Source organism: Prosthecobacter sp., assembly GCF_049294395.1.
Classification (GTDB): domain Bacteria; phylum Verrucomicrobiota; class Verrucomicrobiia; order Verrucomicrobiales; family Verrucomicrobiaceae; genus Prosthecobacter.
On sequence record NZ_JBAQCR010000311.1, the window covers coordinates 1 to 22,628 of the forward strand.

Consider the following 22,628-nt stretch of genomic DNA (forward strand, 5'->3'; position numbering starts at 1 on the left):
GCGAGAAGCAGCGCAAGTGCGCCAGCGGCAGAGGAAAGAGTTTGGCGTGTCATGGTTGTCGGGGGGATCATAACGGCGACCCTTCCTGCCAACTTAGATCATTTTAACCTGCCTCGCCAACCGCAAAACAACCGGCCCGCAATAGAAACGCACGGGGACTTTCGTCCCCGTGCGTAACCAACTTAACTTCTGACTCAACCTGACTAAAACTCGAAATTAGAAGCGGATGCTCATGTCCATGGTGAAGCGGGTGTTGGCCAGGCCGTAAGGCTTCACAACCGCCATTTCATAGGCAAAACCGATATCGACATTCTTCTGAATGCGTGAGCGGAAACCAAGGCCCAGCATGCCCTGAGTGGCACCGCTGGCATTGCCCGCGCCGAAGTTGATGACATCGTAGCCGTTCGTGCGCAGGCCGGGGATGTTGGAGGCATTGTTGAGCGTGGTCCAGAAGTTCGCGGTGGCGAAGGGGATGAACCATTTGCTGACGTAGTAGTCCACCATCAGGCTGTAATGCGCCATGGTGTTCTGTTCATCGCGCAGCATCGGAATGAGTGCGCCGACATTGCCTGTGATGTGCAGATCGCCGTAACCCTTCGCAAAGGAGATGAAGGGATTGAACTGGCCTGAACCACGACCATTGAACACATCTTTGTCACCGGTCGGGAGCTGGAACGTGAAGCCCGGGGTGAGGATGAACTGATTCTGCACGTCATTGATCAGCGCGTACTTGAAGCCGGCGGCCAGATCCATCCAGCCGCTGCCCTTCACTCCGGTGCCATTGATGTTCAGATAACCGTCCTGCGTCGCGATGAAGGCAAGGCGGTCCGTGATCGCATAGCGGAACTGGACAGCTCCCACTCGTGCACTGCCACGACCCGTGACGAACTGGTTGTCGAAGTTGTGATAGATGAAGATCGGGCGGATTTCGGAGCGGATCACCGGATCTTCGAAGTACATCGGGTTCGTGACCGGGGAGATGGTGTTCTCCTTCCAGTCAAACGGCTCGGGTGCGGGGTTCTTCGCAGCGACGGGCGTGCCCGCAGTGGCGGTTGAAAAAGACACGGTTGCTACGACGCTGAGGCTCAGCGCAAGCAACCACCGGTTTTGGGAGTGTGGTTTAGGGTCCATGCCGCATATAAAGCATGGATACGTTCGCTTTGATCCGCGTGGATTGGCATCCAGTAAGCAAGTTATGCGACGGGCATGAGAAGAGTATGAGACGCAATCTCTTCACGCTTCCAGCAGTCGCAAAACAACAGGCCTACAACGAACTCACGCCGCTGCCACCGCGTGAATCCTGCAGCCCTCAAATAGGGTTCCACATTGACCAGTTCATGGGCCGGCAGTCGTGTCACGCAGCGAAAAAACGCATAAAGAAACCCCACGATCACGCGGCTGCACACACGCCGAAGGCCTGCGGGCGCAATTTGAAAATCCGCATGCAGCCAATGCGCATCTGCTGTGGCGGCACTGGCAATGGTTGGCACCAGATGTTGCAGTTGATCCGCACGAAAGCAGTCGAGAAAAAAGCACGTCACAATGAGATCAAACACCGCCGTGGGTGGCTGCCATGTTAAAGCATCTGCATGGATGAATTCCACCTGCGCACCTGCCAGTCCTGCACGCCGCAGCCGCGCACGTGCGAGATCGATCATCACCGCACTGGCTTCCACCACGGTCACGCGCGCATGAGGAAAGCGACGGCATAGTTCAACGAGAAAGCGGCCATTGCCCTCGCCATAGATCAGCACCTGCCGCGGCGCTGGAATGGTCCCCAGCAATGCCGTGCGGCAGAGCTGCACCTGACCCGCGGCACACAGCGCCTCCATCCAGCGGTAATGCGGTGCCAGCAGATCAAAACTCATGCCGCAGTCAAAGTGCTAACACCTCGATCCGCAACATCACCGATTCCCCGCTTTCACGATCCCCATTTCCGTTCTAATTCGGCATTCCAACATTCGTCATTCGTCATTTTTCCCCATGAAACTCACCTCCTGGAACGTCAACGGCATCCGTGCCTCCCTCGGCAAAGGCCTCCGCGAATACATGCTCGACGGCGATGCCGATGTCATCTGCCTGCAGGAAACCAAGGCGCAGCAGGACCAAGTGGATCTCGGCTGGTTCAGCGGCTACAACGCCGTCTGGAACAGTGCGGTGAAGAAAGGCTATTCCGGCACTCTCATCCTCAGCCGCGTGCCCTTCAAGACGAACACGCTGGGCTTCGGCATCGACGAGCACGACCGCGAAGGCCGTCTCATCACCGTCGAGTTCCCGGACTTCTTCCTCGTGAATGTGTACACGCCAAACTCGCAGGCCGAACTCGCACGCCTCAGCTATCGCCTTTCCTGGGACGATGCCTACCGTGCGCACCTGAAGAAGCTGGAGAAGACCAAGCCCGTCATCGCCTGCGGCGACCTCAACTGCGCGCATCAGGAAATCGATCTCGCCAATCCGAAATCCAACCGCATGAACCCCGGCTTCAGCGATGAAGAACGCGCCAGCTTCACCAAGCACCTCGACGCTGGCTTCCTCGACGTCTTCCGCCAGTTTGATCCCAACCCCGGCCGCTACACCTGGTGGACCCAGCGCACGCCCGATGCACGGGCGAAGAACATCGGGTGGCGTCTCGACTACTGGCTCGCCTCGGAGAAACTGAAACCCGCGCTGAAGTCATGCACCATTCGTGCGGATGTGATGGGCAGTGACCACTGTCCGGTGGAGCTGGTGGTGGGGTGAGATGGCTGACCTGCTGTTTTTTGTCATCTTGACGCCGTGAGTTTGGAAAGCGACAATCCAGCCATGGAAGCCACGCTCGATTATGCTGAGACACACTTCTCCCAATTGCTGCAGCGAGTGGCTTTAGGTGAGGAGGTGCTGCTGCGTCAAGGCACACTCGCAGTGGCGCGAATCGTACCGGTGAAGTCATCGTCGCCGCTGAAACGCCCCCGTGTCGGTGAACGCACTTCTTCTCCCGTTCGCTGGGACAAAGAATCTTTTGCGGCATTGGACGAAGTGGGCATGCGTGAACTTGGACTGCTGTGAAGCTGCTCCTCGACACCTGTGCTTTGATCTGGCTCGCCAGTGAGCCGGAACAGCTGAGTGCCGAAGCCGTAAAAGCCATCAACGATCCTGGCTCAATTCTCCATGTCAGTCAGGCCAGCTTATGGGAGATTATTTTAAAACACGGAGCCGGAAAACTAGCTCTGCCAGAGCCTCCACGAACGTGATGGTTGAACCAAGTTTCGAGGTGGGGGCTCATTGAACTTCCCATTTCAGCAGAAGCTCTTTTCTCCAGCAGCGAGCTGCCCAAGCACCACAAAGATCCCTTTGATCGAGTGATACTTGCGCAAGCGCAACTCGACGCCTGCCATCTCGTATCGTCAGACAGCGAGTTCCCCGCTTACGGTATTTCGTTGGTTTGGTGAGGCTTCGGTTCTAACTCTTTTTCTTGAGCTCCTCCCGAACCTTCCTCGGCAGCGCGTCCACCACAAGCTGATACGAATGGGTGACCAGCTCCCGCACCAGCGCCGGCGGCACGGTTCCGTCCAGCATCACGGTGTTCCAGTGCTTCTTGTTCATGTGCCAGCCGGGCTTGATGCCTTGGCATTCGTCACGCAGTTCGATGGCACGCTCGGGATCGCATTTGAGATTGATACGGGCGGGAAACTCATCCGGTGAGGTGACGGCAAACATCTTGCCGCCGACTTTGTAAACGAGCGCCTCAGGTCCAAACGGCTGCGTTTCTTCCGCGCCGGGAAGGCTCAGGCATTGTTCGATGACATCGGGCAGTTCCATGCGGCATGATAGTTCATCCGGGAGTCACCGTGCAAATGATACCAAGTGCCGCAACACCCCGCTGCTTTCCACCGACGAATCCCAACATGCCCCGCAAAAGCTGACCAGACCCGCACAACCCATGCAGCATGAGTGCTCCGCAGGCGCCGAATGCTGCTCTAATCGTTTGATGAATGGTGCATCACGGTTCTTTCTTGGCGGCACAGCCCATGCGTGCGCCCTCCCAGTCCAGCCGAAAAATAATGATCGTGGTTTTTGCCTCGGCACATCTGGTCTTTCTTCTGTTCGGTGCTCTGCCTACGCGCTGGAGAGACCGGATTCATGTGTCTTCAGTGTTCAACCTGTATGAGCGTGTCACCCGCTGCCACCAGCTCTGGACCATGTTTGAAACCATTCCCAACATGCACCGCACGGAAGCGCGGCTGATCGTCCAGGAGCAAGGACAAAAACCCAAAGAGGTGGGCATGGTGCTGCCGGGACTGCGGCGTTTTTCCCAGCACGACCAGGTGCGGCTGAACAACTGGATGGCCAATGTCGTCTTCAATCCCACACGAGGCGTGTTTCGTGAGTCCTACATGAAGAGTGCTGCGGAGGCGCTGCTCCGCACGGGGCGTTACAGCCCCCGGACCCTGGTGAGCCTGGAGGTGATCCCTGCCTACACCCGCAGCCTGCTGGGAGTACGCTCGCTCAAGGAGATCGCTGTGGAGCGCCCTTCCGTGCTGGGGCCCTTTGAGCTCGGCACGCTCGTTGCCAGTAAAACAACGGCTCCACCCACTCCATGATGACGGGCCCCCAAAGTCTTCCATCCCGTTTCACCGGTTTGTTTCTGACCCCGGTGGATTCCCGTTTGTATGCCTGCATACGAATCGCGTTCGCGTTCGTGTCGCTGCTGAATCTCATGCAGATCTGGCCGGATCGTGAGACTTTCTTCACGGATGTGGGGATGGCGGATCAGGAAGTCGTGCGGAAGTACACCGTCGGGGCTTATCTGTCTGTGTTTGACCTGTGCCGTGACGTGGGCGCCGTCAGCAACTACATGTTTTTCAGCGGCTGCGGCATGGTGATGCTGCTGCTGGGCGTGTGGCCCCGGGTGGCTGCAGGCATTGTGTATGTCTGGTATGTGTCCTATGCCATGCGTGATCCGCTGATCTTGGTGGGCTGGGATGAGGTCTTGCGCTGCACTTCTTTTCTGGTGCTGGTCTCCCCCATGCCTGCCTGCTGGTCGTTGCGCTCACGCAAAGCGCGCAAACGTGCGGCGCCTGAGGTGCAGGTGCCATGCTATGGCCTGACTCTGATGAAGGTGCAGCTGGCGGCGATTTATCTGCAGGCCGTGCTGGCAAGGCTGGACAATGAATACTGGATGAGCGGAGACTTCATGAGTTTCTTCCTGCTCTCCCACAATGCGCGGTGGCCCGGCCTCTGGGTGCTGAACTATGGTTTCCTGCTGAAAATCGTCACTTACCTGGTGCTGCTCATTGAGCTCGCGATTCCCATTCTGCTCATGGTTCCTCGCTGGCGCTGGTTTGGCTTCGGCGCAGGAATCCTCCTGCACGCGGGCATCAGCATCATGTCATATAACCTGATGCTGTTCTTTCTCTCGATGATGACGCTCTACCTGAGCTTCCTGCAACCGGAGGATATGGAATGGCTGCAGCGCCGCCTGCCACGTCCCAAAGCGAGGTAGGGCTGGCTGTCTCCAGCCAGCCGCCGTCGGAGCCTATGACTTTCTTTCCAGAGTCAGCCTGCTAAACGGAAATGTGTTTTGCGATTTGCTATCAACAAGGCTCGCCAAGCCCCTGCGCCGTGGGCCAAAGGCCCGCAGGAGTCAGCCCAGGGCGCAAGCCCTGGGTGTTGGATGTGCGGCATTCTCGCTCAAAGCCGCGCTCTGAAGGAGCGCGGGAGTAGCTGCGAGATCATCTGCAACTTGCAGGCCACTCTGAAGGTATCCGCGCCTGTTCAGACCTGTTTTCAACGGATCACTGTCTTACACCAGCATCAGCGCCGGGTTTTCCAGCAGCTTGCGCATTTCTGCCAGGAAGGTCGCGGCAACAGCGCCATCCACCACGCGATGGTCTCCGCTAAGCCCGACCCACATGCGCTGACCGACGACGATCTGGCCCTTGTCATTGACGACAGGTGCGGAGCGGATGCTGCCGATGGCCACGATCGCGGCCTGCGGCGGATTGATGATCGCGGCGAACTGGTCGATGCCATAAGCACCGAGATTCGAGACGGTGATGGTGCCGCCGGCGAAGTCATCTGGGCTGAGCTTCTTGTTCTTGGCCTTGCCGGCGAGATCTTTGACGCCCTGGCTGATCTGGAGCAGCGTTTTCTTTTCCGCCTCCTTGATGACCGGGGTGACGAGGCCGTCATCAATGGCGATGGCGACGCTGAGACCGACGGATTTGAACTTCACGATGGCATCGCCATCCCACGCGGCGTTGATCGCAGGCTGGGCCTGGGCGGCGCGAATGACGGACTTGACGATGAAATCGTTGACGGTGTACTTGTTGCCACCGGTCTTCTCGGCAGAAGCGTTCAGGTGGGCGCGGAAGGCCATGAGCGGGCCGGCATCCACTTCCATCTGCAGGTAGAAGTGAGGGATCTGCGTCTTCGAGGCCAGGAGGCGCTCGGCGATGATGTTGCGCATGCTGCTGGTGGGCACGCGTTCGTCTTCAGGACCAATGACCGGGCGGATGGCCGGTGTGGCAGCCACGCGACCCGCAGAAGCACCACCCACAGGGGCGTTTTCGACGTCTTCGCGCACGATGCGTCCGCCAGGGCCGGTACCGACGAGTGAGTTGAGATCCACGCCACGTTCCGCCGCGACTTTTTTGGCGAGAGGGGAGGCTTTGACGCGCAGGGCAGCACTGCCTGCGACAGCGCGGCTCTTGTGCTGCGGGGCCAGGGGAAGACGCGGACCGGCAGCGGTCACCTTGGCGGCAGAAGAAGCAGGCTTTTTCTCAGCCGCCGGGGCAGGGGCCGCAGAGGCCTTGGCTTTGGCGATGAGGTCATCCAGATCCGCCGGAACGGCCTCATCGTCTTCCAGAATCACGGCCAGCGGGGCGCCCAGGGGGACTTTGCCGCCGGGGGTGGCGATGAACTTGTGCAGCACGCCTTCAAACGGGCTGGCATATTCCATGGTGGCCTTGTCGGTCTCGATGTCGGCGATGGCTTTCCCGACGGTGACTTTGTCCCCTTCCTTGACGGTCCATTTGGCGAGGGTCCCCTCGGTCATGGTGTCACTAAGCTTGGGCATTTCGATGAATTTAGGCATGGCGGGAAAAAGTTAAGGGCGGGGGATTTCGAGGTCTTTGCAGATTTTGTTCACAAGGAAGTCGTTGATCTCGCGATGGCGCGGGACGGAGGAGCTTTTGCGCGTGGCGCGATTGACGTATATCGAATGATTGCCGCCTTCACGCAAGAGTTCGCAGCCGTGGTCATGCAGATGTTGGAGGAGGTCACGAAGTTTCAAGCAGCAGCCAGGAGCATGGTTTCACGATAAACTTCGTCGCTGCCAATCTCCTCTTCGGCGAGCACGCGGTTGGCCTCCATGACCAGTTCAATGGCTTCGCGCAGGTTGGCGCGGGTTTCATCCAAGGTCGCGCCTTGGGTATTGGCTCCAGGCAGCTCCTCGACAAAGCCGACGTAGCCTTCGGGCACCTTTTTGAAGACCTGGGTGAATTTCATGGCGGTTCCAGCTTAGAAAATACTCAGCGCTTTGGCGACAACGACTTCCGCCGTCGGCAGCTGCAGGGCTTCGAGCGGCGGGCTGTAGATCGCGGGGGAATCGAGGCTGCACACGCGCTGCACGGGGGCGTCAAGTTCGTCAAAGATCCGCTCCTGAATCATGTAGGCGATCTGGGCGCCGATGCCGCAGTAAGGCTTGTTTTCTTCGACATAGACGGCGCGGTGTGTTTTCGCGACGGAAGCGAGGATGGTGTCTTCATCCAGCGGGCGGATGGTGCGCAGATCGACGACTTCGGCGCTGATGCCGTGCTCTTCTTCGAGGATCTTCGCGGCTTCCAGGCAGGTGATGACCGCCTTGCCATGGGCGATGAGGGAGATGTCGGTGCCTTCACGCTTCACATCGGCAAGGCCTAGGGGGATGAAGAGTTCTCCATTGGGCAGTTCGTCATTGGAGGGCACATCCCATTTTTCGCCGTAGAGCTTGGTGCTCTCCATGAACATGACGGGGTCATTGTCGCGGATGGCGGCTTTCATGAGGCCCTTGGCATCGTAGGCGTTGCTGGGGCAGACGCACTTCATGCCGGGGAAGCTGGCCATGATGTTTTCCGGGGTGTGGGAGTGGGTGGCGCCCACGCTGGTGCCACCGTTGGCAGGGCCGCGGATGACGATGGGGACGTTGATCTTGCCACCGCTCATGTAGCGCACCATCGCACCGTTGTTGACGATCTGATCCCAGGCGACCGTGTAAAAGCTCCAGAACATGAGCTCCATTACCGGACGCACGCCCAGCATGCTGGCACCGATGCCCATGCCGATGAAACCGGCCTCGCTGATGGGGGTGTCCACCAGACGCTTGTCGCCCCACTTGTCCCAGAGGCCTTCCGTCACCTTGTAAGCCCCGTTGTACTGGGCGACTTCTTCGCCCATCACCACGACCATGGGATCGCGAGCAATTTCTTCGTCAAGGGCTTCACGGATGGCTTCGCGGTAGGAAATTTGGCGGGGCATGGCAATTTTGAGGGAGCAGTAAGTCGGGGAAGGAGCGGGCGGTGTCAAGCGGGCGGCATCACCGAGGAAGGACAAACTGCCAGCCTTGATAAAAATCCAAAAGCGCCACCCTGAGTCTCTAAAAGCTGAAAAAGTGCCGATTTGCAGGTGTTTTTATTAACAAATCTTAACTTTTTTTAGAAATGATGTTGACGATCACCCGAAAGTTTAGTTGAACGTAGGTTGTCTATTCTTCGCTTGTGCCACTTTCCTTCGGTCCAATATCCTATGCTGGCCGCAAACTTGCTCAAAAAACACGAGCGAAGTGTGAATTTGCTTTTATACTGACTACCCCCTGCGTCTCAGCTCGGGGCAAGGACGTTGGTCCTTGTATCGTATTACCCAACTAGAACGCTCATATGGAACTCGACGGAGGCATTAAGATTTACCTGCGTGAGATCGGCAAGACAGACTTGCTGACTCCCGACCAGGAGGTCGAGCTTGCTGAACGCATCAAACGCGGCGATCCCGAAGCCCGTTCGCACATGATTCGTGCGAACCTGCGCCTCGTGGTGAAGATCGCCCAGGATTACGCCAACTACGGTCTGCCACTTCTCGACCTCATTTCTGAAGGAAACATCGGCCTCATGAAGGCCGTGGAACGCTTCGACCCGAACAAGGGTGGCAAACTTTCAACCTACGCCGCCTGGTGGATCAAACAGTCCATCAAGCGCGCCCTCGCCAACCAGTCCAAGACCATCCGCCTTCCTGTCCACATGGTGGACAAGATCAGCAAGATGCGCCGCGTGGCCATGGCGATGTCCGAAGAACTCGGCCGCGAACCCACGGACGACGAACTCTCCGAAGAAATCGGCATTGATCGTGCCAAGCTCAGCCAGCTCAAGGTCGCTTCCATGCGCCCTGCTTCGCTCGACGCCCCGATCAGCGACGACGACAGCACCGAGTTCGGCGAAATCGTCGGCGATGAAAACGCCCAGACCCCGTTCGACCTGCTCTCGCACAAGAACATGCACAGCCAGCTCGATGGCCTGCTGACCGTTCTCGACGAACGCGAACGCAAGATCATCGACGCCCGCTTCGGCCTTGCCGGCCAGAAGCCCCGCACGCTGGAAGAAGTCGGTCAGGAGTTCGGCGTCACGCGCGAGCGTATCCGTCAGCTGCAAAACATCGCCCTGCGCAAGCTCCGCCGTGCATTGCAGAAGAAGGAAGACCCAATTCCGAAGGCTCTCCGCAACGCCGGTGGCAAGAAGAAGCGCAAAAAAGCCGCTGCCGCCGAAGCCGAGGACGATTAAGATCCATCAATCACGAAGCCGGAGTCGCAAGACTCCGGCTTTTTTGTGGGCTGCTGGGCCACCGGCAGAAACTGCACCGCATCTGCAATCACCACCTTGTCCGCCTCCGTGCCCTCATTGGACACCCGCACCCACCCCGCACGCCCTTCTTCAAACCGAAACGTGCCCAGCGTGCGAAACAGCCGCCCATGCTCCGGCTCCTGCTGCTGATTTATAATCACCTTCGCCTCCCCATCCGCATGATGAATCGTCACCGGCGTCTTGGTGGAGCGCCTAACATTGTAGCAATGCGCCAGCCGCACCTCATACCAGCCCGCCTTTGGAAGCTTGGGCGTAAAAGTCACCGACTTGCTTCCCTTTCCTGCCTTCATGTCATGCAAATAACCCAGCCCGACATAGGGCGGCGTGTGTGTTGAGTACTGCCACTCCCCCACCAGCTCCGCATCCACCTCATCCACCACGATGCCCGGAAGCGATGCCGCAGTGGCTACAATGAACTTCACCATCTCCGGCCGGTCCACCTCACCGACTGAATGAATATTCGGCACCGCTTTGGGATGCGGTTTGAGCACGTCGGCGGCCAAGGTGAAACCAAGAAGCATGCCTAGCCGCAATGTGGTTAACAGAATACGACGAAGGGCCGCTCTCCAGAGCAAGCATTCAGCTATGTGGATGTCGAACAATGCTGGCATGGATAAAAGGCAGCTTAGCCTTTCTGCTTTTCCACTATTTGATGATAAATACTAGCCATCTCTCGCTTCCACTCAGGCATCGGAACTGGAACTGGGCTTACTGGACATTCAAATGCACTTGGATGGCCGTAGCCTGACATGTATCGAATGATCGTAGGCGTGCGAAAATCGCTCTTCTCCACCTTGGGCTTATAGCGACAATCACAATCACCCTCACAACAGCATTCCACATAGTAATCCTCATCCTTTTCCAAGTACTCGAAGTAAGTTCGCATCAAGCCTTTGTATCCCCCCTCTAATCGGCCGATTTCATCATCACTGTAGAGGCTTGGGTGCGGATAAAATTCGGCTTGCTCCAAAAATCGGTCACTCACCAGCCAAGGTTCTCGCTGCGCGATGAGCTGTAAGACATCAAGGGAGCAATAGTGGAGATCTTTTCCTGCGACTCGATAAATCACGGCGACGCGTCCTGTCCGAATGATTGCCTCGTCTCGTTGACTATCTCTTCCTACAGAATGAAAATTTTTGCCATCACACTCGACCACAATGGCCCGACCTGTAGTGCGATGGGTGAGCAAAAAATCTACTCGATAGAGACCCGAGCTTGTTGAGAACTCGTATTGTGTTTTTAGATCGGTCTGATCACCTGTGAACTTGTGTATCTCATGGAAAAAATCATTTTCGATGGGAGTGTCGCACTCTCGCCATCCAAAGGGATCGCCGGGCCATTGAAGCCATTCCGCCATAACCTCTGCCGAGGAACTTCCGTTGGTTTCTTTGGAGGACATAGCAGCCATAAAGCGTTCCAAACCATTCACAAATTAGGGTGTTTGCCAGCTGCTTTCTGACTTTGTGCTTCCTCACTTCCCCGCCTTCTCATTCATCAAATAGCCCAGCAGATTAATAAACGTCATCTCATCCAGCATCTGCCCAAAGACCGGCGGCATGAGCGACATGGGCGTCGTCACATCCTTCGCGAGATCATTCTTGGAAACACGATGCTCCTGCCCCGCAGCATCGGCGAGGATCAAGACCTGGCCTGCTTCCCCTTTGAGGAAGCCGCTCAGTGCGGAGCCATCCTTCAGCGTCAGTGTGTGCAGATGAAAATGCGCGTCCACGTTGCGGTTCGGATCGAGGATGTCTTCGCTCAACCGCTCCGCTCCGCGTGCGCCGATGCCATCAAGCTGTGGGCCGATCAATCCACCCGCACCACGAATTTGATGACACACCGCGCAGTTTGTGGTGAACACCATCTTCCCTGCTGCCACATCCGGTTTTGATTTGGCAAACGCCGCAGACCGCGTGGCGATCAAAGCATCCAGCTGCTTGCGCTGCTCCGGTGAAACGGGCAGCGGTGGTGGCGCGGGTCTGGGCGGCAGATAAGCGACGAGTTTCTCACGCAGCGCAGCGGGTGCTGTGTGCTGTAGAAGCATCGCGAGTGTTTTGAGCGCGCTGCGTGTGCTGTCTTCGTTTTGGAAATCATTCACGCTCACCACCGCCGGCTCAATTCGGGTGACGCCAAGCCAAGCATAACCCTTCCCATCATCCCCATCCACGATCTCAAGCCGCACGGACTTGCCGATGTGTTTGGCGAGATCCAGTTCCTCCCGCCGACAATCATTGTGTCGCGGTGGAAACACACTCGCGAGCGTGGCACCGCTCTGCGCATCCACCACACGCACGAGGTTCTTGTCATGCGCCTCCGCTGTCGGTGGTCCACGATGTCCGTCGACCCAAAGCACAAGCTTCTCTGGCGCGGCAAACGATTTGGATTTCAGCATCCCTGTGCGCTGCTCTTCATCGCCACCACCTTTGATCATGCTCTGTAGCACCTGCGCCTCCGTGCCATCCGTACACTTCCTCGTTTGCAATGACCACTTGGCATCGCCCAGCGCAGTCCATGAAGGCGCAGGCTGCTTGTCAGCAGAGCCAAGGAGCTGCGTGGCAAGTTCTTGCGCCCATTGCAGCAGCTCCGGATTTGCAGGCGCTCCGCGCTCGCTGAGGCCGTTGTGGATGGCCTGAATCATTTCAAGCTGGGTTGAGAGTGGTTTCGTGGCGCATTCCTGATGTCCCTTTGAAAGCGCGGATTTCAAGAGCTCCGGGTCACCGTAGCGAGCGACATGTCCAAGAATCAGAGGCCGCGCCATGGAGCCTTTCGAGTCTAAAGTTTCCATCCGCCATAGCCATGCGCTGGATTCGGCATTTGGTGTGGCCAGAACAACCTCGGCGGCACCTGTGGCGTCGGGAGGCAGAGCCTTGAAGTTCCCGGGCAGGGAGAGAACTCGCCTCAAGGCGATCTTGGTGGTCAGCGTGATCGTGGGGTCATTCTTCCTGGTTCCCATGGAAAGCAAAGACTGAAGTTCCTGCACCGCCCCCGGATCCTCCGAAATACCAAGACACTCGATCTTAGCTTTACGATTTTCCGCAGAATCACGGGTTTCAACCGCCTTGCCATTCGTCACATTGAACTCCGTTGTCTCACCGACACCTCTTGATGTGACAGTTACATGACTGCTCACACCTGGAATTGTGACATGGTCAAATTCAGGCAGGGCAAATGCAAAATAACCGGGCACGGCAGTCTGATCCCTGAAAGCACTCAACACCTTGTAGCAGTGGACCGAGTTGAAAAGATCCAGTGATTCAATGCGCTTGAACTGGCTGGCTCCCGCTTTGCCAAACCGGGCGCCGATCCAAAGACCATGGGCCATGCGCAGGGACATTCCTGGAGTCAGCGGTGTTTTTGGACTCGATTTGGGTATGACTGAAATAACCTCTTCGAACGCTACCCCGCCTCGCTGGCTGATCAGCTCTCCCGCAAGATAACGGCGTCCGAGGTTTGGGGACTCCAGCTGCTGCGCCAGTTCCTTGTCCGACAATGTTTCCAACTGGCAGTCGGTCAGTAATTTGGCATGGTCATCCTTCACCACCCGCCAGATCCTGCCGCGTTCTTTGTCCCGACCCGGATGATCCAGTGGCACTTCGTAGTGGCCGATGATCTTGTTGTAGAAGTCGGCGATGTAGAGGGCGTTGTCGGGGCCGAGTTGGAGATCGACGGGACGGAACCACGGATCGTCGCTGGTGATGAAGTCGGGCTGTTCGTTGGCTTTGGGCGTGGAACCGCTGAAGGTGACCTTGTCGTGATTCACGCGGGAGGTGACGCAGTTGCCCACCAGCGTGTGGTCATCCCACTCGGGGCCCCAGACGCCGCCATCGAGGTAAACGATGCCGCAGATGCCGGTGGAGCCGTGGCTGTGCTCACACATGACGGGGGCGAAGCCGAGGCCATCGTCGGGCTTGCCGAAGCTGGGATAGCACGCGCCACGGATGAGCTGGTAGATGGGAGAGCTGTGGCAGTCGGCGCTGTAGAGATTGCCAAAGCGATCCCAGCACAAGCCGAAGGGATTCACCTGACCGCTGGTCCATTTTTCGACACGCGAGCCGTCGGGACGAAAGCGGAAGACGTTGCCGCTGTGGAGATCAAGCGTGCTGCCGTCTTTGGCTTTGAAGTGACTCGTGTTGTTGAAGCCATGCGTAGCATACACCCAGCCATCCAGGCCGAGACGGAAGCTGCTGCACATGCCGTGCGTGTCTTTTTCATATCCGAGCGGGCCGAAGAGAATCTCGCGATGATCGGCTTTGTCATCGCCATCGGTGTCGGCGAAGTACCAGATGTTGGGAATGCTCCAGGCGATGCAGCCGGCTTTGTGCTCAGGCTTGTGCCAGGGGAGAAGGCCGGTGGGGATATTGAGGCCGTCGGCGAAGTCGGTGACTTTGTCGGCCTTGCCGTCGCCATCGGTGTCTGCGAGGATTTTGATCGCGTCGCGGCTGTCTTTGACGCGCGTGCCTTTCTCATCGGACCAGCGGCTTTTGTCGGCGGCGTAGGGATACTCGACGGTCGATGACACCCAGAGGCGGCCCCGCGCATCGAAGGCCATGTTGATGGGCTTGTTGATCATCGGCTCGCTGGCAAAGAGCTGTACCGTGAAGCCCGGGGGAACGTGCAGGCCCGCGCGCTCCTGCTCTGGAGTCAGTGCCTCTGTTTCGCGCACGAGGCGCATTTTATCCTCGGCGGCGTGGAGGCTGGCGGCAAGGGTGCAGGCGATGAGGAGGCTGCGAAGGAATGACATGCAGGCATTACAGCGCAGACCGCTGTCTTCATTCAAGCCGCGTTTCGTGTTTCAATGGAACAGGCCCCATTGTCACAGGCCGTCTCTGTGATCTGCGCCCGCAGCGCGTCATCACTGCGCAAGCGCAGAAGGTGGGAAAGGCCGATGCGGTTGCTGGAGATCCAATGCACCACACGGCGGGCGATTTGCTGCATCGCAGGACTGGCGAGCCGCAGGGACCATTCGCGATACTCGCGCAGCGCCCAAAGGCATGTCACCCAGGCGCCCGCGCCCTGCCAGAGCGAGCCATCATCGCTCATGACGAGGATTTCTTGATCTGCACGCAAGTTCGGGAGATCCGGGCAGAGGCGCAGGGCCTGCGGCGAATCGTAAGGCAGAAACTCCAGCCGCACATAAGCGGCCTGTTCGAGCATCCAGCGCCTGAAGCGCGAGCACAGACCGCAGCGGGCATCGTAGAAAATGGTGAGGGTGTTCATGATTTTTTTGTGTCGGGTTGGTCATCACGCGATCTCACACATGCCGCCACCATGCCGGTGATGCCTGGGCTGCTGGCGAAAGCGAGTCCAAACCATTCAAAGTGGGCGGAACTGCCTCTTGAATATCCGTTATTCCACGTCTCGCCGATAATGACGGCCAGCAACACACTGCTCCCGGCGAGGAAGCCGCAGACGGCTGCCACGCGCGGTCCGCGCAGCCACGATGGTTCGGGCACCAGCAGATCAACCGGAAAGAAGACGAGCAGCCATGCGCCGAGAATCACGATGCCGCTGCCAAAGCCATACGCCGCGATGCCGCCCACCAGATTTTGAAGTGAATGGTTCTGACGCGGCAATTCAAGCAGCATTCCCACCAGCAGAGCCATGTTGCATGCGACCCAGCCACACAACATGGCGCGAAGCGAGAGTTTCATTTTTCGCAGGACGGTTTTCATCACAGTGTGTCTAGAATGTCATGAGCTTTGCTGACGCGATGCATGGGCGGCACGGGTGGTGGCATGTTGGCCAGGGTGGCGCGGCGGCGCATGCGGGTGAAGACGTAGAGATTGAAGAAGTGCATGCCGCCGAGCATGAGCAGCACGACGCCCATCTTGCCGCTGAGCAGTTCGAAGACGCCGCGTGCGCCGCTGATTTCCTCGGTGCTTTTCAGATAGAGCGAGACGAAGCCGATGTTCACGAGGTAGAAGCCGACGACGAGCAGGTGATTGACGCTGTCGGCGAGGTCCGTGTTCCCGTTGAAGCAATCGACGAGGAAGATGCGGCCGTTTTTGTGGAGGGTGCGCGCCACCCAGACCGTCATGCTGACGGCAAGGATGAGGTAGAGGCTGTAGCTGATGACGGTTTCGTTCATAGTGTTGTGTGGTTATGGGTTTGGGTTGAGGGGAATGAGTTCCGGCCGTGCCGGCATGTCGGCAGGCAGCTTCACCTGCGTGATGAGTCCGAGGAAATTCAGCACACGCAGCGCCCACCAGCCGGGATCGTGCTGGCCTTCCGTCAGCCCCAGACGAGCAGAGTCAGGAAAAGCGTGATGGTTGTTGTGCCAGCACTCACCCATGGTGAGAAGACCCAGGTGGGGGAGGTTGTAGCCTTGCACCGCATGGCCTTGCAGGTGCCAGTCACGCTGGCCGATGTTGTGCGCGCAGTAGCCAATGAGCCAGTGACCGAGCAACGAAACCACAATGCGCACCGAGATGCCCCACACCACCCAGCCGATGCCACCGAGAAGGTAGAACAACAAGGCATAGGGAAGCTGCTGCAGCATCCAGGTGCGCTCCAGCATCTGGTAGAAGCGATCCTCGCTTACCTCGCGCTCGATCTCAAATTGCGGCGGATGCTTCAAACGCAGCTTGCAGTGGAGCTGCCACAACGCATCCCGCCAGATAGGCCGCTGGTCGATGTAGAATGGGTGGCAGGCCGAATGCCGCTGCGCCCAGTCACGGATGTCATGCAGGTAAAGCATGCTGAAGGGACCACCCATGCCAACCACCGTGCCGAGATGCACCAAGGCATGCTCCAGCCAGCGAGGGCAGGCGAAGCTTCGGTGAATCAGCAGGCGATGCAGGCCAATGGTGTGCCCAAGGCATAGGGTGAGCACCGTGAACACGCCCGACAGAAGCACGGCCCCCGGGCTGAGCGTGAGCCAGCCACCGATCACGGCAATGACCAGATGCGTAGTGAACCAGAGCGACTTCACCGGACTCCACACGACCCGGCCCTCGACCGGATTCGTCTCGTCACAAGCCAGGCGCATGCGGCGGACTTCATGTGGAGCGGTGTTCATGGTGACTTTATATTCTGAATTTTCAGTATTTAGTGAAATGCACAGGCATGAAAAGATCAGCCGAGGAGGCGCATGGCCCATTGCAGGGCGGAGGCGTGCTTCATGGAGATGACGGTGTCGGCGACTTTGACGCCGAAACTGAGGAATTCGTCGAGGTCCTGCATCTGCTGGTGGAAGTCCTTGCCGGGGCCGGTGGCTTCGTCCTTGGTGCGGGCGGCGCAGTCGCGCAGGAGGTGGATGGCGGGCTCGATCTCGCGGCGCTTGCGCTCCTTCGAGATGGTGATGAAGATCTTCCAGACATCCTTCTCGGCCTCGAAGTACTCCTTGCGGTCGCCCTTCTTGGTGATGATGCGGACGAGGTTCCAGCCGACGAGATCCTTCAAATTGGTGTGGGCATTGCCGCGGCTGATCTCCAAGCGCTCCATGACATCGTCCGTGCACATGGGTTCCGGGGCGGTCATGAGCAGGGCGTGAATCTGGGCCATGGTGCGGGGAATGCCCCACTGCGTGCCGAGCGAACCCCACTGGACCACGAATTCCTCGCGTGCCTTTTCCCATTCTGGTAGTTCCTTGCTCACGATTTCATTAAAAACTGAAAATAATGAAAGGCAAGTGGCTTTCGAGATTTCTTCGGTCTTGGGGTGGGAAGTGGCTCAAGGCCAAGGAGCAGCACTTGCCAAGTGCTGTGTGGACGGATTCGAATGAAATACTCCCATGCCCTGAACCGGCACTTGGCAAGTGCCGCTCCTTGGGGATTACGGGCTCAGGCGCACTTTGACCCACACACCGTTTTCTTTGCGATAGCGGATGCGGTCATGCAGGCGGCTCACGCGGCCCTGCCAGAACTCGATTTCGTCTGCCTGGAGGGTGTAGCCACCCCAGTGCGGCGGGCAGGGGACCTGGCCTTCCGGATACTGCGCCTTCAGTTCGACATCGCGCTGCTCCAGCCATTCACGGCCTGAAATGACGACGCTCTGATCGGACACCCAGGCGCCGATCTGATGCCCGTAGGGGCGGCTGGCGAAGTACTTCTCTGCATCGGCACGGTCGAGCTTGGAGATCGAACCCCGCAGGCAGACCTGATGATGGCGGTCCGTCCACAGGAAGCAGGCTGCGGCCCGGGCATCGGCGGCGATCTCGTGGCCTTTCCGGCTTTCGTAGTTGGTGTAAAAATGAAAGCCGCGCTCGTCGATGCCTTTGAGCAGCACCGTGCGCACGGTCGGAGTGCCATCGAGGCCGTTGGTGGCGAGGCTCATCGCATTCGGCTCTGGCAGCTTGTGCGCGAGGGCGTCGTTGATCCACATCGTGAAGAGCGCCAGGGGATCGGCCGGGGCGCTGTGTTCGTCGAGTTCGCCCTGGTCGTAACTCACGCGCAGGTCGGGCAGGTTCGGTTTGTCAGTTGGGTTCATTCAGGTTACAAGAAACGCGTGTCGTGCGGCCTGCGCTACGTCAGCTTTGGCCTTTTACACACTCTTTTGCTCCATGCCATCTTCTGTCACCGGCGTCATTCAAGATCTCGAACGCATCCTGCTCACTCCCGCGCAAATCAGCGAGCGGGTGGACGCGATGGCCGCGCGCTTGAATGCGGAACTCGCAGGCAAAGTCGTCACCGTGGTGGCGCTGATGGATGGCGGCCTTTTCTTTGTAGCTGATCTGCTGCGCAAACTCGAAATGCCCGTGCGGCTGTACACCCTGAGCGCCAGCAGCTATCAAGGCGGAACCGCCACCACCGGCGAGGTGAAGGTGAACTGGCCCGCGAACTTTGACATGCGCGATCAGGACGTGCTGCTGCTGGATGACATCCTCGACACCGGGCTCACGCTCAGCGCCATTTGCGAGCGCCTCCTCGCGCAACAGCCTGCCTCGCTGCGCACCTGCGTCCTGCTGAGCAAACGCCGTGAGCGCCTGCGTGAGGTGCCGCTGGATGACGCCGGCTTTGAGATCGACGATGAATTCGTCGTCGGCTACGGCATGGACTACCAGGGCCGCTTTCGCAATCTGCCCTGCATCGGCATCCTGAACCCGAATCCCGCGTCATGAAGCTGCGCGTGCTCTTTTTCTCCGTCCTGCGTGACATCACCGGCACGGACGAAATCTCCCTCGAAGTGCCCGCCGGTGCCACGATGGGCGACTTGCTCGCTCAAATCGAAGACCGCTGGCCCAAGCTGAGCGACTGGCAGAACAGCCTGCTCCTGGCTCTGGACCAAACCTATGTGAAGCGCGATGAGCCGCTGCACGATGGCGGCGAGGTGGCGATCATGCCGCCGGTGCAGGGGGGGTAGAACTCACGCATGGCGCGTGGTCACGAGGTCTGCCTGCGCGGCCCAGAGGGCGATGTCCTCCTTCTTGATCGCAGCGGCCATGAGCGCGGGAAATTTGTCCGGCGTGCAGGCAAAGCTGGGAACACCGAGCAGGCTCATCTTGGCAGCGAGCTGCTGGTCATAACAGGGAGCACCTTCGTCGCTGAGCGCCAGCAGGGTGATGAACTGCACGCCGCTTTGCACCAGCTCGTTGGTGCGCTGAAGGAGGTTCTTTTCCACCCCGCCCTCGATGAGGTCGGAGATGAGCACGAGGATGGTGTTGGTGGGATCGGTGATAAGGCTCTGGCAGTAGCCTACGGCTTTGTTGATGTCCGTGCCGCCGCCGAGCTGGGTGCCAAAGAGCAGTTCCACCGGATCATCAAGTTTCTCCGTCAGATCGACCACCGCCGTGTCAAAGACCACGAGCTGGGTCTTCACCGCAGGCAGGGAGGCCATCACGGCCCCGAAGATGCTCGAATAGACGACGCTGGCGGCCATCGAGCCGCTCTGATCGATGCAGAGAATGATGTTCCGCTGGGTCTTCTGCGCCTTGCGGCCATAGCCGATCAAAGTCTCCGGCACCACCGTCTGGTAGTCTTTCTGATAATGCCGCAAATTGGCGCGGATGGTCCGGTTCCAGTCGATCTCCGCCAGTCGTGGCCGACGATTGCGCACCGCACGGTTCAGCGCACCCGTCACCGCCGTGCGCATGGGCTCGGCGAGCTTGCGCATGAGTTCTTCCACCACCTTGCGCACGACCATGCGGGCGGTCTCCTTCGTCTTGGCGGGGATGACGCCGGAGAGTGAGATCAAACTCGCCACGAGGTGTACGTCCGGCTGCACGGCCTCCAGCATCTCCGGCTGCAGCAGCATTTCGCGCATGCCCAGACGGTCCAGCGCATCCTGCTGCATCACCTGCACGACGCTGGCGGGGAAGTATTTGCGGATGTCCCCCAGCCAGCGTGCGACGCGTGGAGCGGATTTCTCAGTGCCGCCACGCCGGGCACCTTTCATACCACTGGGGCCTTCAGGCTCATAGAGTGCGCCGAGCGCTTGATCGATTTCCAGATCCTCGCCGCTCAAGCTACAGCAGGATTCATTGGCCTCGCCGCCGAGGGCAAGGCGCCAGCGGCGCTGTCGTTCGTTGTCTGTAGATGGCGTGCTCATGACTTCAGTCCAAGAATCTGTTCCAGCACAGCCAGCGGCTTCTGGGCGCGCGTTTCGTTCCACTCCTCCGCCATGACGGTCTTCACTGCCGGACCAGCCGCACCCGAGTGCTTCGCACGAGCACCGAGCTGGGTGCGCTCCGTGCCGGGAAACAGTGAGAACGTGCGCCGGACCAGCGGCAGGATGCGGGTGAAGCCTTCATCACTCAAGGAAGCAAGCCAGGCATCCAGGGTCTGCCACAACCGGTCATCGTGGAGCAGCACCATGCCGCTCTGATGCAGGAATCCCTCCAGCCAAGCTGCAGCGGGCGCGGGATCGTTGCCAATGGAAAGCGCCTGGCTCATGCGTGTGGCCGTGGCATCGGCATCCTCGGTCTTTTCATCAAACAACAGGCGTGCAGCCAGCCCGCACACAAGTCCATGCGTCCCACCCAGTACCGCAAGACGCGTGAGCGCCGGCATCCAATCGGCGAGATGGCTTTCATTCCCGATGAGCTTGATGGCCTGATGCGTGGCGATGATGCGTTTGCGCATGGCAGCGGCTGCGTCGTCATCCAGCGAAGCACACGCCCCGCCGAGGCTGATGCAGGCGCGCGTGACGAGGCCATCGAGCACATGCCCGACCAGCGAGGCGTCGGTCTGGCGCACATTACCATAACGGAAAATATTGGCCAGCGGTGGAATGGCTTCGAGGAGCTGTGAAGCATCGCCCGCGATGGCGGCCAGGTTTTCCAACGCGTGCGTCACAGGCTCCACCGCATGCGGGAGATGGGCGAGAAGCACACGATCAACCAGCGCCGAGAGCGCGGGCAGAGACTCCGCCTTCTGCGCCTGATCAATCGCCAGCGCCGTGGCCGCATCACTGATCGTATGTCCCCAACGGCAGGCTTCAATGATGGCCACGGCAAACTCGGGCTGCCATTGCACCTGCCACACTTCATGAAAGGTGCCCTTCGCACTGCGTCCGGTGCCACGCACCTCGCCCCATTGGATGCCGAGCAGTTTCAGCCTGTGCAGCAGGTGACTGCGGCTGAGGTCGTTCTCGTTGCGCAGATCCAGATCGAGTTCCTTCGCCAGGGCTTCCGGCTTCAGTCGCAGGCTGCGCTGCTGTTTTTCCAAATCCTGCTGCAGCGGCACGATGGGCACATCCGGCGGAACGCGGCCCAGTTTTTCGCCCACGATCAGCCTGGAACGGATGAGCTTCAGCGGTGCATCCTCGCCCATGCAGATGACGGTGCGGATGGACTCATTGATTTCATCCAACCCTGCGGCAGGGCGTTCGCGCATGGCGGCGAGGGCATCGCTGAGACGTGCGGCTTCAATGACGTGTGCGGACGAGCAGTCGATGTCCTCCTCGCGCATCAGCCGCGCGACTTTGGAGATCCATGCTATGGAGCGCTGCGAAGCTTCAGCAGCTTGGTTTTTCCAAAGAAATTCATACCAGCCCGGCGACAGCACCCCGGCACCGTAGCCACTCGCAGCAGCGAGGCGGCCGTAGGTCCAAGGTGCCCAAGTCGCGGCTACTTTGACCTTCGGCAGGCCTTTGAGCAGGTCGTTATCCGCTTTCGCGCTTGGCATGGCGGCGAGCGCGGGCACATGCCATGCGCCGCAAACCACGGCGATTTTTTGAAAGCCGTCTTTCTCCGCCTGACGGATGGTTTTGCGCATGTGCGCCTCACGCAGCATCTCGCGCTGCTGCGATGGTGGAGTGAGCTTGCGTGGGATCTCCGCACGGACACTCGTCATCGCTTCTTGGATCGCGGCAAAGAGGCCCGCGCTGTCGGCATCACGACGCTCTTCGACCATCTGGTTCCACCACGTTTCGCCATCGCCATAACCCGCCGCACGGCCCAGCCAGTCGAGCGGATCGCCCGAGATGTCTTCTGCTTCAGATGAATCAGAAGCTTCCGCTTCATCCGCCAGCGGGGCGGCCATCTCCGCATCTCGCAGCGCCAGATCATGTGCCTGCGGCAGGTCCATGAAGCGCACCGGCACGCTGCGCGTGAGTCCAAAACGAATGGCCTGCCACTCCGGCGAAAACTCCGCGAAGGGATAAAACGACGCCTTCTTCGTATCGTCCGGGCAGTACAACAGCAGCGCCACCGGCGGCTCGATCTCCGCATGAATCGCCGACGCCAGCACCGCTTCCGCCTCCGGCGGGCCTTCAATCAAGATGCAATCCGGCGACAGCTCCTCCAGCGCGCGAACCAAGGAACGCGCGCAGCCAGGGCCATGATGGCGGATGCCGAAGAGGTGAGTCATGGGTGTCAGTCGA

The 22,628-nt window shown here is 59.1% G+C and carries 25 protein-coding genes and 1 pseudogene; 8 read left to right on the top strand and 18 right to left on the bottom strand.

The window, feature by feature from the left end:
• Positions 1 to 216 precede the first annotated feature (216 nt).
• Both WAW39_RS20775 and WAW39_RS20780 read right to left on the bottom strand, forming a co-directional pair.
• The gene (locus WAW39_RS20775; RefSeq protein WP_422321079.1) at positions 217 to 1,065 is read right to left on the bottom strand and encodes a hypothetical protein; all 849 of its coding nucleotides are present in this window, start codon (positions 1,063 to 1,065) and stop codon (positions 217 to 219) included.
• 128 nt (positions 1,066 to 1,193) lie between these two features.
• Positions 1,194 to 1,868 (bottom strand): class I SAM-dependent methyltransferase, encoded by a 675-nt coding sequence (locus WAW39_RS20780; RefSeq protein WP_422321080.1) that lies wholly within the window; start codon positions 1,866 to 1,868, stop codon positions 1,194 to 1,196.
• Between the two features lie 115 nt (positions 1,869 to 1,983).
• Here WAW39_RS20780 and WAW39_RS20785 point away from each other — a divergent pair, with 115 nt between their 5' ends.
• The 3 genes and pseudogenes from WAW39_RS20785 (at position 1,984) to WAW39_RS20795 (ending at position 3,428) form a co-directional block, all read left to right on the top strand.
• On the top strand, positions 1,984 to 2,739 hold the full coding sequence (locus tag WAW39_RS20785; protein ID WP_422321081.1) for an exodeoxyribonuclease III: 756 nt from the start codon (positions 1,984 to 1,986) through the stop codon (positions 2,737 to 2,739).
• 63 nt (positions 2,740 to 2,802) lie between these two features.
• Positions 2,803 to 3,045, top strand: a complete 243-nt coding sequence (locus tag WAW39_RS20790) for a type II toxin-antitoxin system Phd/YefM family antitoxin (RefSeq protein WP_422321082.1) — start codon at positions 2,803 to 2,805, stop codon at positions 3,043 to 3,045.
• Positions 3,042 to 3,428 (top strand): annotated as a pseudogene (locus tag WAW39_RS20795) (type II toxin-antitoxin system VapC family toxin). The gene WAW39_RS20790 and the pseudogene WAW39_RS20795 overlap by 4 nt, the downstream one beginning before the upstream one ends.
• Before the next feature lie 10 nt (positions 3,429 to 3,438).
• On the opposite strand, the gene WAW39_RS20800 reads toward WAW39_RS20795, so the two are convergent.
• Positions 3,439 to 3,798, bottom strand: a complete 360-nt coding sequence (locus WAW39_RS20800; protein WP_422321083.1) for an MmcQ/YjbR family DNA-binding protein — start codon at positions 3,796 to 3,798, stop codon at positions 3,439 to 3,441.
• 380 nt (positions 3,799 to 4,178) lie between these two features.
• Here WAW39_RS20800 and WAW39_RS20805 point away from each other — a divergent pair, with 380 nt between their 5' ends.
• Positions 4,179 to 4,580 carry a hypothetical protein gene (locus tag WAW39_RS20805; RefSeq protein ID WP_422321084.1) on the top strand — a complete coding sequence of 134 codons (402 nt, stop codon included), beginning with the start codon at positions 4,179 to 4,181 and terminating at the stop codon, positions 4,578 to 4,580.
• Entirely contained in the window at positions 4,577 to 5,482 is a 906-nt protein-coding gene (locus tag WAW39_RS20810) for an HTTM domain-containing protein (RefSeq protein WP_422321085.1), read from the top strand. Before WAW39_RS20805 ends, WAW39_RS20810 begins: the two co-directional genes overlap by 4 nt.
• A 300-nt stretch (positions 5,483 to 5,782) precedes the next feature.
• On the opposite strand, the gene WAW39_RS20815 is transcribed toward WAW39_RS20810, so the two are convergent.
• The 4 genes from WAW39_RS20815 to WAW39_RS20830 are packed head-to-tail and all read right to left on the bottom strand — an operon-like array spanning position 5,783 to position 8,496.
• Positions 5,783 to 7,075 carry a dihydrolipoamide acetyltransferase family protein gene (locus WAW39_RS20815; RefSeq protein ID WP_422321086.1) on the bottom strand — a complete coding sequence of 431 codons (1,293 nt, stop codon included), beginning with the start codon at positions 7,073 to 7,075 and terminating at the stop codon, positions 5,783 to 5,785.
• 12 nt (positions 7,076 to 7,087) lie between these two features.
• Positions 7,088 to 7,273 carry a type II toxin-antitoxin system HicA family toxin gene (locus WAW39_RS20820; RefSeq protein ID WP_422321087.1) on the bottom strand — a complete coding sequence of 62 codons (186 nt, stop codon included), beginning with the start codon at positions 7,271 to 7,273 and terminating at the stop codon, positions 7,088 to 7,090.
• Positions 7,270 to 7,488 (bottom strand): type II toxin-antitoxin system HicB family antitoxin, encoded by a 219-nt coding sequence (locus WAW39_RS20825; RefSeq protein ID WP_422321088.1) that lies wholly within the window; start codon positions 7,486 to 7,488, stop codon positions 7,270 to 7,272. Before WAW39_RS20825 ends, WAW39_RS20820 begins: the two co-directional genes overlap by 4 nt.
• Positions 7,489 to 7,500: 12 nt before the next feature.
• Positions 7,501 to 8,496 (bottom strand): alpha-ketoacid dehydrogenase subunit beta, encoded by a 996-nt coding sequence (locus WAW39_RS20830; RefSeq protein WP_422321089.1) that lies wholly within the window; start codon positions 8,494 to 8,496, stop codon positions 7,501 to 7,503.
• Positions 8,497 to 8,894: 398 nt separating this feature from the next.
• Here WAW39_RS20830 and WAW39_RS20835 point away from each other — a divergent pair, with 398 nt between their 5' ends.
• Positions 8,895 to 9,788, top strand: a complete 894-nt coding sequence (locus WAW39_RS20835; protein WP_300199627.1) for a sigma-70 family RNA polymerase sigma factor — start codon at positions 8,895 to 8,897, stop codon at positions 9,786 to 9,788.
• Here WAW39_RS20835 and WAW39_RS20840 read toward each other — a convergent pair.
• The 9 genes from WAW39_RS20840 to pdxH all read right to left on the bottom strand — a co-directional run bounded on the left by WAW39_RS20840 (position 9,785) and on the right by pdxH (position 18,296).
• Complete coding sequence (locus tag WAW39_RS20840) at positions 9,785 to 10,390, bottom strand: xanthan lyase (RefSeq protein ID WP_422321090.1); 606 nt, start codon at positions 10,388 to 10,390, stop codon at positions 9,785 to 9,787. The two genes, WAW39_RS20835 and WAW39_RS20840, sit on opposite strands and share 4 nt — an antisense overlap.
• 104 nt (positions 10,391 to 10,494) lie before the next feature.
• Positions 10,495 to 11,298, bottom strand: a complete 804-nt coding sequence (locus WAW39_RS20845; protein WP_422321091.1) for a hypothetical protein — start codon at positions 11,296 to 11,298, stop codon at positions 10,495 to 10,497.
• Between the two features lie 42 nt (positions 11,299 to 11,340).
• On the bottom strand, positions 11,341 to 14,610 hold the full coding sequence (locus tag WAW39_RS20850) for a PVC-type heme-binding CxxCH protein (RefSeq protein ID WP_422321092.1): 3,270 nt from the start codon (positions 14,608 to 14,610) through the stop codon (positions 11,341 to 11,343).
• Positions 14,611 to 14,642: 32 nt separating this feature from the next.
• Complete coding sequence (locus tag WAW39_RS20855) at positions 14,643 to 15,086, bottom strand: thiol-disulfide oxidoreductase DCC family protein (RefSeq protein ID WP_422321093.1); 444 nt, start codon at positions 15,084 to 15,086, stop codon at positions 14,643 to 14,645.
• Entirely contained in the window at positions 15,083 to 15,520 is a 438-nt protein-coding gene (locus tag WAW39_RS20860; RefSeq protein ID WP_422321094.1) for a hypothetical protein, read from the bottom strand. Before WAW39_RS20860 ends, WAW39_RS20855 begins: the two co-directional genes overlap by 4 nt.
• 20 nt (positions 15,521 to 15,540) lie before the next feature.
• On the bottom strand, positions 15,541 to 15,957 hold the full coding sequence (locus tag WAW39_RS20865; RefSeq protein ID WP_422321095.1) for a hypothetical protein: 417 nt from the start codon (positions 15,955 to 15,957) through the stop codon (positions 15,541 to 15,543).
• Positions 15,958 to 15,969: 12 nt separating this feature from the next.
• On the bottom strand, positions 15,970 to 16,887 hold the full coding sequence (locus WAW39_RS20870) for an acyl-CoA desaturase (RefSeq protein ID WP_422321096.1): 918 nt from the start codon (positions 16,885 to 16,887) through the stop codon (positions 15,970 to 15,972).
• A 56-nt stretch (positions 16,888 to 16,943) separates the two neighbouring features.
• On the bottom strand, positions 16,944 to 17,465 hold the full coding sequence (locus WAW39_RS20875) for a GbsR/MarR family transcriptional regulator (RefSeq protein ID WP_422321097.1): 522 nt from the start codon (positions 17,463 to 17,465) through the stop codon (positions 16,944 to 16,946).
• 177 nt (positions 17,466 to 17,642) lie between these two features.
• Positions 17,643 to 18,296: a pyridoxamine 5'-phosphate oxidase gene (pdxH, locus tag WAW39_RS20880; RefSeq protein ID WP_422321098.1), complete on the bottom strand. Its 654-nt coding sequence runs from the start codon at positions 18,294 to 18,296 to the stop codon at positions 17,643 to 17,645.
• A 73-nt stretch (positions 18,297 to 18,369) separates the two neighbouring features.
• Here pdxH and hpt point away from each other — a divergent pair, with 73 nt between their 5' ends.
• A complete protein-coding gene (hpt, locus tag WAW39_RS20885; RefSeq protein ID WP_422321099.1) occupies positions 18,370 to 18,927 on the top strand; it encodes a hypoxanthine phosphoribosyltransferase in 558 nt (185 codons plus the stop codon).
• A complete protein-coding gene (locus tag WAW39_RS20890; RefSeq protein ID WP_422321100.1) occupies positions 18,924 to 19,169 on the top strand; it encodes a MoaD/ThiS family protein in 246 nt (81 codons plus the stop codon). Before hpt ends, WAW39_RS20890 begins: the two co-directional genes overlap by 4 nt.
• A 3-nt stretch (positions 19,170 to 19,172) precedes the next feature.
• On the opposite strand, the gene WAW39_RS20895 is transcribed toward WAW39_RS20890, so the two are convergent.
• Together WAW39_RS20895 and WAW39_RS20900 are read right to left on the bottom strand one after the other, a co-directional pair.
• Positions 19,173 to 20,354, bottom strand: coding sequence for a VWA domain-containing protein (locus WAW39_RS20895; RefSeq protein WP_422321101.1), 1,182 nt, complete (start codon positions 20,352 to 20,354; stop codon positions 19,173 to 19,175).
• Positions 20,351 to 22,615: a DUF5682 family protein gene (locus WAW39_RS20900; protein WP_422321102.1), complete on the bottom strand. Its 2,265-nt coding sequence runs from the start codon at positions 22,613 to 22,615 to the stop codon at positions 20,351 to 20,353. The genes WAW39_RS20895 and WAW39_RS20900 overlap by 4 nt, the downstream gene beginning before the upstream one ends.
• Between the last annotated feature and the right edge of the window lie 13 nt (positions 22,616 to 22,628).

Coding starts and splice junctions, on each gene's coding strand:
- WAW39_RS20780 (WP_422321080.1), bottom strand. CDS start 1,868: ATGAGTTTTGATCTGCTGGCACCGCATTACCGCTGGATGGAGGCGCTG.
- WAW39_RS20785 (WP_422321081.1), top strand. CDS start 1,984: ATGAAACTCACCTCCTGGAACGTCAACGGCATCCGTGCCTCCCTCGGC.
- WAW39_RS20790 (WP_422321082.1), top strand. CDS start 2,803: ATGGAAGCCACGCTCGATTATGCTGAGACACACTTCTCCCAATTGCTG.
- WAW39_RS20800 (WP_422321083.1), bottom strand. CDS start 3,798: ATGGAACTGCCCGATGTCATCGAACAATGCCTGAGCCTTCCCGGCGCG.
- WAW39_RS20805 (WP_422321084.1), top strand. CDS start 4,179: ATGTTTGAAACCATTCCCAACATGCACCGCACGGAAGCGCGGCTGATC.
- WAW39_RS20810 (WP_422321085.1), top strand. CDS start 4,577: ATGATGACGGGCCCCCAAAGTCTTCCATCCCGTTTCACCGGTTTGTTT.
- WAW39_RS20815 (WP_422321086.1), bottom strand. CDS start 7,075: ATGCCTAAATTCATCGAAATGCCCAAGCTTAGTGACACCATGACCGAG.
- WAW39_RS20825 (WP_422321088.1), bottom strand. CDS start 7,488: ATGAAATTCACCCAGGTCTTCAAAAAGGTGCCCGAAGGCTACGTCGGC.
- WAW39_RS20830 (WP_422321089.1), bottom strand. CDS start 8,496: ATGCCCCGCCAAATTTCCTACCGCGAAGCCATCCGTGAAGCCCTTGAC.
- WAW39_RS20835 (WP_300199627.1), top strand. CDS start 8,895: ATGGAACTCGACGGAGGCATTAAGATTTACCTGCGTGAGATCGGCAAG.
- WAW39_RS20840 (WP_422321090.1), bottom strand. CDS start 10,390: ATGCTTCTTGGTTTCACCTTGGCCGCCGACGTGCTCAAACCGCATCCC.
- WAW39_RS20850 (WP_422321092.1), bottom strand. CDS start 14,610: ATGTCATTCCTTCGCAGCCTCCTCATCGCCTGCACCCTTGCCGCCAGC.
- WAW39_RS20855 (WP_422321093.1), bottom strand. CDS start 15,086: ATGAACACCCTCACCATTTTCTACGATGCCCGCTGCGGTCTGTGCTCG.
- WAW39_RS20860 (WP_422321094.1), bottom strand. CDS start 15,520: ATGAAACTCTCGCTTCGCGCCATGTTGTGTGGCTGGGTCGCATGCAAC.
- WAW39_RS20865 (WP_422321095.1), bottom strand. CDS start 15,957: ATGAACGAAACCGTCATCAGCTACAGCCTCTACCTCATCCTTGCCGTC.
- WAW39_RS20870 (WP_422321096.1), bottom strand. CDS start 16,887: ATGAACACCGCTCCACATGAAGTCCGCCGCATGCGCCTGGCTTGTGAC.
- pdxH (WP_422321098.1), bottom strand. CDS start 18,296: ATGAACCCAACTGACAAACCGAACCTGCCCGACCTGCGCGTGAGTTAC.
- hpt (WP_422321099.1), top strand. CDS start 18,370: ATGCCATCTTCTGTCACCGGCGTCATTCAAGATCTCGAACGCATCCTG.
- WAW39_RS20890 (WP_422321100.1), top strand. CDS start 18,924: ATGAAGCTGCGCGTGCTCTTTTTCTCCGTCCTGCGTGACATCACCGGC.
- WAW39_RS20895 (WP_422321101.1), bottom strand. CDS start 20,354: ATGAGCACGCCATCTACAGACAACGAACGACAGCGCCGCTGGCGCCTT.
- WAW39_RS20900 (WP_422321102.1), bottom strand. CDS start 22,615: ATGACTCACCTCTTCGGCATCCGCCATCATGGCCCTGGCTGCGCGCGT.